The sequence below is a fragment of the Pseudoalteromonas sp. J2K-J979 genome (assembly GCF_058169715.2).
The window spans coordinates 2,791,257-2,803,657 of sequence record NZ_CM200281.1; the positions used below are offsets into that span (position 1 = coordinate 2,791,257).

At 41.5% G+C, this 12,401-nt stretch carries 9 protein-coding genes; 3 read left to right on the forward strand and 6 right to left on the reverse strand.

The annotated features are described in order from the left end of the window. The first annotated feature begins 14 nt into the window (after positions 1-14). Positions 15-2,528, forward strand: a complete 2,514-nt coding sequence (locus AC3KVK_RS12855) for a PilZ domain-containing protein (protein ID WP_490311567.1) — start codon at positions 15-17, stop codon at positions 2,526-2,528. Here the strand turns inward: AC3KVK_RS12855 and serB are convergent. Next, positions 2,512-3,522 carry a phosphoserine phosphatase SerB gene (gene serB, locus AC3KVK_RS12860; RefSeq protein WP_490311568.1) on the reverse strand — a complete coding sequence of 337 codons (1,011 nt, stop codon included), beginning with the start codon at positions 3,520-3,522 and terminating at the stop codon, positions 2,512-2,514. The genes AC3KVK_RS12855 and serB overlap by 17 nt on opposite strands. Positions 3,523-3,632: 110 nt before the next feature. Between serB and AC3KVK_RS12865 the strand changes: the two genes are divergently transcribed. Continuing rightward, entirely contained in the window at positions 3,633-4,250 is a 618-nt protein-coding gene (locus tag AC3KVK_RS12865) for an AhpA/YtjB family protein (RefSeq protein WP_490311569.1), read from the forward strand. Here the strand turns inward: AC3KVK_RS12865 and AC3KVK_RS12870 are convergent. From AC3KVK_RS12870 to prfC, 4 genes are all read right to left on the reverse strand, one after another. After that, a complete protein-coding gene (locus AC3KVK_RS12870) occupies positions 4,220-4,924 on the reverse strand; it encodes a TatD family hydrolase (protein WP_490311570.1) in 705 nt (234 codons plus the stop codon). The two genes, AC3KVK_RS12865 and AC3KVK_RS12870, sit on opposite strands and share 31 nt — an antisense overlap. An 82-nt stretch (positions 4,925-5,006) precedes the next feature. Further along, complete coding sequence (pdxH, locus tag AC3KVK_RS12875) at positions 5,007-5,645, reverse strand: pyridoxamine 5'-phosphate oxidase (RefSeq protein ID WP_490311571.1); 639 nt, start codon at positions 5,643-5,645, stop codon at positions 5,007-5,009. 70 nt (positions 5,646-5,715) lie between these two features. Continuing rightward, positions 5,716-7,458: an arginine--tRNA ligase gene (argS, locus tag AC3KVK_RS12880; RefSeq protein ID WP_490311572.1), complete on the reverse strand. Its 1,743-nt coding sequence runs from the start codon at positions 7,456-7,458 to the stop codon at positions 5,716-5,718. A 117-nt stretch (positions 7,459-7,575) separates the two neighbouring features. Further along, positions 7,576-9,159, reverse strand: coding sequence for a peptide chain release factor 3 (gene prfC / locus AC3KVK_RS12885; protein WP_490311573.1), 1,584 nt, complete (start codon positions 9,157-9,159; stop codon positions 7,576-7,578). Between the two features lie 299 nt (positions 9,160-9,458). Here prfC and AC3KVK_RS12890 point away from each other — a divergent pair, with 299 nt between their 5' ends. Then, the gene (locus tag AC3KVK_RS12890) at positions 9,459-11,732 is read left to right on the forward strand and encodes a TonB-dependent receptor plug domain-containing protein (protein ID WP_490311574.1); all 2,274 of its coding nucleotides are present in this window, start codon (positions 9,459-9,461) and stop codon (positions 11,730-11,732) included. A 20-nt stretch (positions 11,733-11,752) separates the two neighbouring features. Here AC3KVK_RS12890 and AC3KVK_RS12895 read toward each other — a convergent pair whose 3' ends face one another. Beyond that, positions 11,753-12,226: a YfiR/HmsC family protein gene (locus AC3KVK_RS12895; RefSeq protein WP_518526914.1), complete on the reverse strand. Its 474-nt coding sequence runs from the start codon at positions 12,224-12,226 to the stop codon at positions 11,753-11,755. Between the last annotated feature and the right edge of the window lie 175 nt (positions 12,227-12,401).

Sequence of the window (12,401 nt, forward strand, 5' to 3'; positions counted from 1 at the left end):
GGTGATGGATTTTTATGCCAGATGATGTCTTGCTTAAGTATCAAAGTATAATCGAAGAACTTCGAGACAAACTCGGCGCACCCAATTTCGACAAAATTTTTCAAAATAAAACCAAAGCTTTATCTAAACCTGACCAATTCTTATTAAAAATGGAAATGAATCGCTTGTCACAGCCTGTGCAACGATTTATTGATTTACGTGGTCAAGTGACCGGTGATGTTCGACCATATGAGCATAATGGCAAGCAACACTTTATGGACGATCTTGCTATCGAAGTGTTTGAAAAAGCATTAAAACAGCATGGCTCCTACACTTTAGCTGTGTATGAGTCAGTGATGAACACTGACAATAATCACAAAGTCATGCAACGCAAAGCCAAGGCGCTTGGTACTGACGCTCCCATCAATGTCAAAGAACCCGAAAAAGAAAAAGCCCTCACCCATTTGGTCGAGTTTGCTTCCTATGAAACACGCAGTGAAGAACGCATGAATTACTCTATTCGTGTGAAGATCCATATTTCGGCCAAAAATACTGTCGAAGCCAATACTTCTGATATTTCTGTGAGTGGCTGTAAAGTCAAACTGCCGATGCGCTATCAACTTAAGGCAGGGCAAAAATTAAATATTCGTTTGGTTGGGCTCGAACAAGATTTCGAACTCGGTTTAAAAGAAGGCGTGCAATACGAAGTGGTGGCAATTGAACCGGTAAGCGAAGACACCAATCACATTCGGATGAAGCGAACTTATGCCGAAAACAGCGCCAGTTTTGATGATTTTTTACGTAGCTTTATTCATGGCAACAAACGCCGCTATAAAGTGAACCTCGACAATACACTCGAAGCTGTGATCGTTAAAGGCTATGAGCAATACTACTTGCCACGTGTGAGCTCACTTTTTCTTTATATCAGTGATAAAAATCAGGTATTGACCCCTTCACTCTCTTTGACCAATGAAAATAATATTAATACTTTGCGTTATTTCACTGATGAAACCAAACAATCGGTATTATCGAGTATTTTAAACCCTAAACGGCTAAGTTCGATCATTAAGCAATCAGGTCAAGTGAAGTCAACAATATTGTATTGCTTTACCCACATTGTCGCCGGAAAAGTCTATTTCTATTCATCGACAGCGCAAGAGCTCGACTTGGTGCCGGCACTTAAAGCGCTATTTTTTGGTTTTGGTAGCCAAAAAAATAGCTGGCGTACATTTAACTTGCAAATGCTGCCGACTATCGAAGCCGATGCCTTTATCCCTTTATCACTTCCTGAAAGTGCCAGTGCTGATATCGCCAAATTTAATAAGCCGCCTTCAGCTCGAGTTCAGAGCTTTATTCAGAATATTCAATTTATTACCTTACTCACTGATATCACTTCTAAATCGGCTTCTCAGGAGTACCAAAAAAACACTTACAATAAAGAGCAAGTCAACGCCCTTAAACAGTTTGGCCACGCCAAACAAAAAACTTATGCCAACATTGACGCTGTAGCACTCGAATACGTAAATTTACGCAGTGAGACCCGCTACTTGTATAAGACGACCATTGAGCTCGAACAAGAAGAAGGTGGGAAAATTACCGCGCATACCTTAGATTTATCAGAAAATGGCTTACAAATAGAACTGCCAGAACCAACTCTGTATGAGAAAGGTGATCTCTTGCTGGTTGCGTTACCTGACATGCAAAAAATCACTAAAAAGCATCAATTAAGTAAGTTGCCTTACGAAATTATGGCGGTGAGTAAAACCAAAACAATAATCAATTTACGAAGTTATCACCCGACTCCTGACATGCAGCATCAAGGGACACTGTTTTTCACTCAATTGATTGCCCATAACCGAGAAAAACTCCAAGCAGCCGCAGACTCCCCCAAGACGCCAGGCCTTTCCAGCGCTTTACGTAACATGGCGACCAAAAATGTCTGCCAATTTCCTTTTTACATGCATAAAAAAGGCGCTCATTTTGAAATTGGCGCCATTGGTAAAGGTTTGTATCCGAACAGTTGCCATTTGTTACTCCAGCACTTTGATTTGCTCAATGATCATTTTTCAATTGAACATTTCATACCAGAAAGCGCCATTAATGATATTTTTGTACCCCGATTAAAAGCTCTTAAACGCCAAGATCCACCACTACAAATCGATTTATACATTCGCTTTAATCCATTAATAAAAAACATTGAAAAAGCCATGATGTGTGATTTTATGCCCACGGAATATACAGGGATAACTAAAAAAAGCTTTATTGCCGCTTCAGCAACACAAGATTTATTTTTTGGTTTTCGGATTTACTTATCGCGTACCGGACGCCCCGATACTGAGTATTTGTCCAAAGAGCTAAGTTATATCAGTCACTATGCCATTCATAAAGCCAAAATATTAGAAGAAGAATTATGGTCAGTGGTGTGTGTCGGAGAAATGATTGAAATTACTCAAGAACTATTCCAGCGCTATCATATCGAGCCTAGCATTATAAAAAACATGCAGATCCGCAAACAACGCTGGTTAGACAAACTTAATCAATCAACCTAGGGAAACTTAAAAAGTACGCGACTTGCAACAATGATCCGGTATTAATCGCAACATCAGCCGTTTTTGCAACAAGTGGCTTGCCGTGTACTGCAACGCCAAGCCCCGCAGTAGCCATCATGACTAAATCATTCGCGCCATCGCCCATCGCAACTGTTTGTTCAATATTTATGCCTACAGTGTCTGCATATTGCTGTAAAAAGCGGCTTTTTTCGTGCGCATCAACAATCACCCCGAGTACATTTCCTGTTAATCGTTGATTTTCAAATTCTAATTCATTGGCATGAATGGCATCTAAATTCAGTAACTGTTGGACTTGCTCGGCAAATGGGATGAATCCACCCGATGCAATAGCGAGCTTCCAATTGTGTTGTTGTAAATATTGGCAAAGTTCTTTAACGCCAGACATCAGTGGAAGCTGTTGTTTTAATTCATCAATTAAAGATTGTTTAATGCCTTTTAGTTTTGCTACTCGCATCCGCAAGCTTTCTGAAAACTCCAAGGCACCTTGCATGGCCTGTGCTGTAACCGCTGACACTTCATCATAGACACCAGCTAATCGGGCTATTTCATCAATGCACTCTATTTCGATAGCAGTAGAATCCATATCCATCACTAATAACCCTGCTTCATGTACAGTCGGTGCGTGTGTCACCACAGCTAATTGCCCTGTTACACGTGATTGGAATGTGTCTATCTGGGCTTTTATTTCTGCTGTATCGCCATTGAAGGCTAGTACCACCGCAGGAAGCAACGTTTCAGTCGGTTGAAATACCGCCGCATTGACGACAGGCACTTTGGCATGGGTCAATAACTCATGCAAAACATCAAATTCTATTGCATCCAATATTGTACCAAAAACCAACAAATACGAGAGTTCTTTATCTCGTTCGACGTTAAATGCTTCATCAGTAAGTTGAAATGTTTGCCATTCATTTTGAGCTAAAGAAGGGTGGCTGAGGCTTGAATGTATTGCAGCCCATGGAAATGAAGGCATGTATTACTCCTGTATAAAGTGGGTGAATGCTCAAGGCCATGTGATATACCTTTTACTGTATTGCATTTTTACCAAGAAATGCGCACACTGTCAGTAAGGTATTGGGCATTATGAAAAAAACACAACTACAAAATCCAGCTGTCGCATCCATTTATCAAAGGATCACTCGTTTGAGCCTGGCGCTGCTTTGCCTGTTTATTTTTATCAATATTGCTTTTAATACCAGTTTTGAAAGCCACGAAATCTTACTCAAACAATCACATACGACCGCTCGCAGTTTAGCATTACAAATGTCGCTCACTGCGCGCGATGCAATCAAAGAAGATGATAATACCGCCTTACAACGTATTGTTGATAATGTAGTACAAGATCCGTATGTACAATCAGCCGCCATTTTTGATAAACACGGCCAACTGATCAGCAAAAGTGCAAATGGCTACTTATATAAAGAGCAGCTCAACCAACCCAAAGCTTTACCAGGTATTTCAAAATTACTGACTCCTGTGATTGAGCCCATCACATCTAAATCGGGAAAACGATTAGGGTTTGTTAGATTGACCTACTTATCGATGGCGGCCATGCATGAAGGCCACTCGTACTTCCACCAGCTTGGACGGCAAATTGGCTTAATGCTGATTTTATGTGTTGTTGGCACTTGGTTAATCGCCCGCACCATCAAGCGATGGCAAGTCATGCGCTATATTCGAAAAATATCTCTAGTAGATTGATAGACTTGCTGGCTAACTTGCTCGGCAGGTTCAGATCTAAGTGTTTGCAAACACTTCAGTACTTCGGCTAAAGCCAATGGAGAATTATGTTGACCTTGTGCGCCAGCTAATGGCATCGAAGGAGCATCAGTCTCGAGCACTAAAGATGAAAGCGGAACATGAGCCAAAGTCTGCTGAGTTTTGCGGCTTCTTGCATAAGTGATGATCCCTCCAACCCCCAACTTAAAGCCTAAATTGCAATAATAATTCGCGATTTGCTCACTTCCCGAAAATGCATGGATTACGCCACCAAACTTCGGCTTGGTTTTTTTAAAAGCAGCTTGGATTAAATCATGGCTTTGCCGATGATGCACAATCAACGGGCGATCGAGTTCATTAGCAAGTTTAATATGCTGAATAAATAGCTGAGATTGAAGGGCCACATCAGGCTGGCTTCGATCGATACCACATTCACCAATTGCAACTATGGCTTGCTGGTTTTGCCTGCATAATTGCACTAATTGGCTCATCGAATCTAAGTTGTGAGTCTTGATAAAGTATGGATGCAAACCGAATGAGACTTCAACAAAATCAGAAAACTGACCTTTGAAACCAATCAATGCCTGACATTGTTTTAAGTCGACACCCGGCACGATGAGCCGTTCAATCCCTAGCGCTTTACACTGTTCAACCATCTGTACTCTTTGGCCATCAAATACAGAAAAGTCAAAATGACAATGTGAGTCTATCAGTCTAGGCATGATAAAATAGATGAGTTTACGGGTTTAATCGTTCAATCGACCACTCACCATTTTCTTGCTTTTTATACATGAAACGATCATGCAGACGGTGTGCGCCTCCTTGCCAAAATTCAATTTGATGAGGCTCAATACAATACCCCCCCCAAAATGAAGGCAGTGGAATTTCGCCTTGAGAAAACTTATTTTTCATTTGCGCGAACTTTTCTAACAGTACTTGTTTAGACGAAATAGGGCGACTTTGTGCCGACGTCCAAGCGGCTATTTGACTTTCTTTTGGGCGAGATAAAAAATATTTTGTAACCGCTAAATTAGATAAAGGCTTGGCCGTACCATAAACGATTACTTGACGCTCTAATGGGTGCCAAGGAAAGTGCAAGCAAATTTTTTGGTTTTGAGCCAGCTCCTGCGCTTTGCGTGACTCTGTGTTTGTAAAGAACACAAATCCTTGCTCATCTAAATGCTTGAGTAACACAATGCGCTGTGAAGGTTGACCATCTGGAGCCACTGTAGCGACAACCATCGCGGTCGGATCTGGTAAATCAGCTGCAACTGCTTGCTCTAACCAGATTTCAAATTGCGCAATTGGGCTGTCGTTTAACATGTCACGATCAAGCCCATCTTTTAAATATTCACGTCTAATGTCTTCTAATTGCATTTTTCATCCCAAGCAAAAAATGATACATAACAGCCAAAAACAGCGCCGGAGCGCTGTTAATGTTGAAGGGTTACATCTGCTCCATCACTTCAATACCGAGCAAATCAAGCCCTTGCTTAATGGTATTAGCGACTAAATTACATAACATCAAACGGCTGTCTCTCAGCGCTGGAGGTACATCGTTCTTTAGCACTGGGCACGCTTCGTAGAATGTCATGTATAAGCTCGCTAACTCATACAAATACGAACACAATACGTGCGGCGTCGCTTCATTGATCATTTGATCCAGCACTTCTTCTAATTGTAATAGCTTAAGCGCTAATGCTTTTTCTTGTGGCTCTGCAATGGTAATGGCTGCATTTAAGGTGCTGACATCAACATTCGCTTTACGGAATAAGCTTCTTACGCGCATATACGCGTATTGTAAATAAGGAGCAGTTGCGCCTTCAAAGCTCAACATTGTATCCCAGTTAAAAATGTAATCACTGGTGCGATTTTTTGATAAATCGGCGTATTTCACTGCGCCTATACCAACTTTACGAGCGATTTCAGCACGCTCTTGCTCAGATAAGTCTGATTCACGCTCAGCTAATTTTGCAGCCGCACGAGTAATAGCTTCTTCTAATAAATCAGCAAGTTTAACTGTATCGCCGCTGCGCGTTTTGAATGGTTTGCCATCTTCACCCATCATGGTGCCAAATGGACAGAACTCATAACTTGTCTCTTCACGTAGTAAACCGGCTTTACGCGCGGTTAATTCAACTTGACTAAAGTGCAAACTCTGACGGGCATCAACAAATATTAAGATGCGATCAGCCATCAGAGTATTTGAACGATAATTACACGCGGCTAAGTCTGTTGTCGCATACAAGAAACCACCACCTGATTTTTGCACGATAAAGGCCGATGGCTCGCCGTCTTTATTGGCCAGCTCATCTAAAAACACCACTTGTGCCCCTTGCGATTCAACCGCGATGTTTTTCTCTTTTAATAGCGAGATAATCGTGTTTAGCTGATCGTTATAGGCACTTTCAGCCATAATATCGTCTTGACTGAGTGTGACATTTAATTTTTGATACACTTCAGCAGAGTGCTTCACTGATGTATTGATGAATAAACGCCATAACTTATCGCAGTGCGCATCACCGCTTTGTAACTTCACGACATAATCACGGGCCTTGTCTGCAAACCCATCTTCATCATCAAAGCGCTTTTTCGAATCACGGTAGAAAGACTCTAAATCAGCCAAAGCAACGGCTTCTAAGTCGATACCTTGATTTAATAAATCTTCAAGATGCGCGATTAACATGCCAAACTGCGTCCCCCAATCACCCATGTGATTTTGACGCACAACGGTGTCACCACGAAATTCAAGCGCACGCACCACAGCATCACCAATAATGGTCGAACGTAAATGACCAACGTGCATCTCTTTGGCTAAATTTGGCGATGAATAATCCACAACAACTTTTTGTGTAGTTGCATGAGGACTGACGCCCAGCTTTTCATCTTGATTTGCACTGACTAACTGACTCGCTAAAAACTCTGGCTTTAAATGGATATTGATAAAGCCTGGTCCAGCAATTTCAAGCTGAGCTGCCACATCGTCAAGCTGCAGATTATCGATAATTTTTTGGGCTAATTCACGAGGATTGCTTTTTAGTTTTTTCGCAGCGCCCATTGCACCATTAATTTGATAATCACCAAACTGAGGACGTGTACTTTGTGTGACCGCAGGGTTTGTGTCTTCAGGTAAACCTGCAGCGACCATCGCGGCGATGGCTCTTTCGACTAATAATTGACGAATATTCATTATCTTTCTCTTATAGTCGCCGGTAACCTTGAAGCACCAGCTATGTCATTAGAATATCGATTGCATCATGCAATCTAAAACACGCAAACAGCGGTGTGATCTCACACCGCATCAGGGTTAATTTTCGCGAGTCTGATGGAAGCTCACGTCAGGGTGGCGTTCCATCGAAAGGTTTAAGTTCACGCGACTCGGTGCGATATACGTTAGGTTATCACCCCCATCCAGTGCTAAGTTCGCTTCACACTTACGCTTAAACTCTTCAAACTTTTTATTATCGGTGCTCGACACCCAGCGCGCAGTGTTTACATTGACACTTTCGTATAACGCATCGACGTTATATTCTGATTTCAAACGAGCTACAACTACATCAAACTGCAGCACACCGACCGCACCAACAATCAAGTCATTATTGATCAGTGGTCTAAATACTTGCACCGCCCCTTCTTCAGACAACTGCACTAACCCTTTGAGTAACTGCTTTTGTTTAAGTGGATCACGTAAACGAATACGACGAAACAGTTCCGGTGCAAAGTTTGGAATACCACTAAACTTAATTTTTTCACCTTGAGTAAACGTATCACCGATCTGAATCGTGCCATGATTATGCAAACCAATAATATCGCCAGCATACGCATCAGCAGCTCGCTCACGATCGCCCGCCATAAAGGTAACCGCATCAGAAATACTGATTTGCTTTCCAATTCGAACATGGCTCATTTTCATGCCTTGGCTATATTTACCCGAAACAATGCGCATAAAAGCGATGCGGTCACGATGTTTTGGGTCCATATTTGCTTGAATTTTAAAGACAAAACCACTGAAGTTCTCTTCTGTTGCCACGACTTCACGTTCTTCTGTTTGACGAGGCAAAGGCTGCGGTGCCCAAGCTGTTAAACCATCTAAAACATGGTCAACGCCAAAGTTTCCAAGCGCAGTACCAAAATAAACAGGGGTTAACTCACCGCTTAAGAACAGCGCTAAATCAAACTCATGAGAAGCACCCATCACTAACTCTAATTCTTCACGCAATTGTTCGGCTAAATCTTCGCCTATTGCTTGGTCAAGCTCAGGGTTATCCAACCCAGCCACTGTGCGCACTTCTTGAATCGTATGGCCTTGGCCTGTTTGATATAAAATCGCTTCTTGGCGATGGATATGAAAAACACCTTTAAACTCTTTACCACAGCCGATTGGCCATGTGATTGGCGCACAGGCGATGTTTAATTCGTTTTCAACTTCATCCATGACCTCCATCGGATCGCGGATATCACGGTCTAATTTATTCATAAACGTGACTATCGGAGTGGTACGTAAACGCGTGACTTCCATCAACTTTCGGGTACGTTCTTCAACACCTTTTGCCGCATCTATCACCATTAAACATGAGTCAACAGCTGTTAATGTACGATAAGTATCTTCCGAGAAATCTTCGTGCCCGGGAGTATCGAGTAAATTAACTAAACAATCATTATAAGGAAATTGCATAACAGAGGTCGTTACTGAGATACCCCGTTCTTTTTCCATTTCCATCCAGTCAGATTTAGCATGCTGATTAGAGCCTCGGCCTTTTACAGTCCCAGCTTTTTGTAATGCCTTTCCGAATAAAAGGACTTTTTCTGTAATCGTTGTTTTACCCGCATCCGGGTGTGAGATAATGGCAAACGTGCGACGTTTGGCCACCTCAGTAGAAACACTGGACATTAAAACCGCCAATTGCTGAATTTAAGGATCAAAAAATGGCTTCGATTATAATACCAAACCATTATTTTAACTAGGGTCTGTTGATTTTTAAAAGTGAATATTCCCAGACACAACGTTTGCTGGAAACGCAGTAGCAACCACTTAGATCCAACCTCTTTTCAGCCAAACCTTTCGAGAAGCTCCAATTTAAAAAGCAGTAAAATAAAGGCAATTCATTGCATTTTATTCGTTTGGTTAATAAACATATTTAGCAAGATATGCTAAGTTAATTTAATACACTGTAATTAATAAATTATTCAATGAATTATACGCATTTATCTTCAGTACTTTTATTAGTTAGCTGCGCATTTTCATCGACTGCCGATGAAAATGAGTTATATAGCTTAGAAACACTGCATGTCATGTCTCTTAATGAATTGCTTAATTTAGAAGTCATTAGTGCAAGCCGCACAAAAGAAAAAATCATTGATGCCCCAGCGAATATTACCGTAGTCACAGCTAACACTATTCAACAACGCGGTTACCAAAATTTAATTGATGTTTTACGTGATGTGCCCGGGTTTGACTTTGCCAATATCGAAGACAGTGCAGGAGAATACACCACCCATAGCATCAATAGAGGAATTGGCGGTTCTCCAGGTAATGTGCAACTGCTCATTCTTGTCGATGGTGTGGTGCAAAACCACATTGGTTTTAATTGGTCACAGCCATGGGGAAATCAGCAAATTTTTGCTGATTTAAAGAAAATTGAAATCATTCAGGGCCCAGGCTCTGCCAGTTACGGAGCCAATGCTTATTCTGGCGTCATTCACTTTATAACCGCTGCCAGCGATGAAGAAGTAACCGATCAATTCTCAACATTATTTGGTCAAAACGATTCTCACTCATCGAGCTTTGTGGTCGACAGTCAGCTGGGTGAATTGTATTTGCAAGCATCTGGCAGATTCTCAGAAACCGAGGGTGACTCAGGTTTAAAACGCTATGATCCTGCAGGCTATTTTAGCGCCCTCCCTTGGCCACTGACGCAAACGCAAGATTACAATAATGGTCAGTACATCACAGATGCGCCAAACCCTTTCGCTCAGCAACTCCAACCAGCAGGCTTTAACAACCAATCGAAAGATTGGGCACTGCGAGGCAAAGCAACCTGGCAACCAACGAACCAAACCCAAGGGGTGACCCGAATCAACCTTGCTTTTAATAAATGGGTACAGCAACAAGGCTTAGGGAGTTATGTGGCGGGTTTTGAATATCAAACGCGTGCAGAAAGCTTTCAAAAGCACCATGAAGCCGCTCATATTGCCCTCGATGTTGACTACCAAATCAATCACTATGCGCTTTTAACTTCTAAGCTTTGGTACCGAGAAAACAAGCAGTTGCCTCAAACCGGTTTTCAATACAGTTATCGCTTTGTCGATTTAGTAAAAAGCTACCACAGCACCAACAGTCAAGTTGGATTTGAACAGCAAATACAACTTAATCAAATCAACTCGAGTTGGCTTTTTGGCTACCGAATTCAACAGTCAGATAAAATGAATCATGTGATCTCACTTGGGCAATATCAAAGTGGCAAAGATGCTTCAACTCAGTCGCATTGGGAAAGTGCAGCTTCAGGAGGTGGGCTTAACCAATACGCGCACTCTGGTAGCAACTTAGTCGATGAGCACGCAGCTTACGCACAATATCAAAATAAATTTGGTGAGTTATTCAATTACACCCTCGGGTTGCGTTATGACAAGAGCGATGAATACGGTTCGACCATCAACCCACGGTTAGCGTTGATTTATAATGCAGATCGCCTAATAGAAAGTGTAGATTGGCGCATTAAGTTTTTATATGGCCAAGCTTTTCGGGAGCCAACTATATTTGAATTAACCGATGAATTCAGAGGCAATAATCACCTCAAACCTGAATCAATTAACACCTATGAAATCGTGAACCACTGGGTGTCGAACAACGATTCGTATGATGCCAGTCTAAAAGCAGCCATTTTTTATAGTCAACAAGATGATGTAATCACCCTTCAAGCCCAAGACAGCGAAGGGGGCAGTGTTTATATCAATGGTCAAAGTAACGATACTTATGGCTTTTCACTCGATAGCCATTGGAACATCTCGCCATATATCCAAACTTATGCCAATTATCAATTTACTGACGGTACAAATAACGCCAGTACATTATCACTTCAGCACACAGCCAAACATAAAATCAATTGGGGAGTCAGTCTCGACACTTTTGAACAAAAACTAAATATTAACTTACGAGTTAATCACCTTTTATCACGCTCTGTGCCACCAAGTAACCGCTACTTCATCGACAAAGCACCCAGTGCCACTCTCGCCAACTTAGTGCTCAGTTGGCATGGCTTTAGCTCATCAACCATGACTATCACCCCTCAGTTGTTAGTTAACAATTTATTTGATAAACAATATTTAGGGGTGGGCCGCCAAGATGGGAGCAGTGACATAGCGAGTTATCATCCAGAATATAACATTAACCCGAATGGCTTTACCCCACCTTACCACCCGCAGCCCGGTCGCACAATTGCGGCCAATATTAAGGTGACATTTTAAGCAGAAAAAGTAGGCACCGACTAACGATAAGTTTGTGCAATTGACAAAATTTTATCATCCCACTGGAGGCCTGATGCGGTACTCGTGGTTAAATTAATATAAAATTTAGGCCGCCCATCTTTGGCTCCTAACCCTAATGTCACCCCTTTTTTTACCCAAGCAGGGTTACTTGAAATTAATAACGCGTTATTTTGAATTGCGTATTCCACAGCTGCGTCGAGCTGTTCTTCATCGGCTATATAAACTAAATCAAATGTCGAGTTAGGCAGGTGAGAGCCAATCTCAAGGTTATTGATTTGAATTTCGCTGTACCCTTTTACTTTTAGCTTATGAAATGCTTGGTAAATCGTTGGCGATGCTAAGACATAAATTGAAATGCTCTCTTTGCTGTTCAGTTTAGCTTCGTAAGATAAAATCTTTGACACTAAAATAACTTGTAAGCTCGCAGGAAGTTCAGACGAGAGTGAGAGTTTTGGCAGGAGCAAAAAGCACATACAACACAACATCATCACGTTGTGTTTTAATTGGTTATTTTTATTTTGCCGCGACCCCTGCGTCATACTAATATTAAATACTCTCAATGTAGTTAAAAAACATCTCGTAAATTGCTATGTTCCAAACATAACTATTTAATATTAAATCACCTAGTGTTATAAACAAGTACTAATA

Bases quoted from the DNA above. Each gene is read 5' to 3' on its own strand.
- AC3KVK_RS12855 (WP_490311567.1), top strand. From the start codon at position 15: ATGCCAGATGATGTCTTGCTTAAGTATCAAAGTATAATCGAAGAACTT.
- serB (WP_490311568.1), bottom strand. From the start codon at position 3,522: ATGCCTTCATTTCCATGGGCTGCAATACATTCAAGCCTCAGCCACCCT.
- AC3KVK_RS12865 (WP_490311569.1), top strand. From the start codon at position 3,633: ATGAAAAAAACACAACTACAAAATCCAGCTGTCGCATCCATTTATCAA.
- AC3KVK_RS12870 (WP_490311570.1), bottom strand. From the start codon at position 4,924: ATGGTTGAACAGTGTAAAGCGCTAGGGATTGAACGGCTCATCGTGCCG.
- pdxH (WP_490311571.1), bottom strand. From the start codon at position 5,645: ATGCAATTAGAAGACATTAGACGTGAATATTTAAAAGATGGGCTTGAT.
- argS (WP_490311572.1), bottom strand. From the start codon at position 7,458: ATGAATATTCGTCAATTATTAGTCGAAAGAGCCATCGCCGCGATGGTC.
- prfC (WP_490311573.1), bottom strand. From the start codon at position 9,159: ATGTCCAGTGTTTCTACTGAGGTGGCCAAACGTCGCACGTTTGCCATT.
- AC3KVK_RS12890 (WP_490311574.1), top strand. From the start codon at position 9,459: ATGAATTATACGCATTTATCTTCAGTACTTTTATTAGTTAGCTGCGCA.
- AC3KVK_RS12895 (WP_518526914.1), bottom strand. From the start codon at position 12,226: ATGTGCTTTTTGCTCCTGCCAAAACTCTCACTCTCGTCTGAACTTCCT.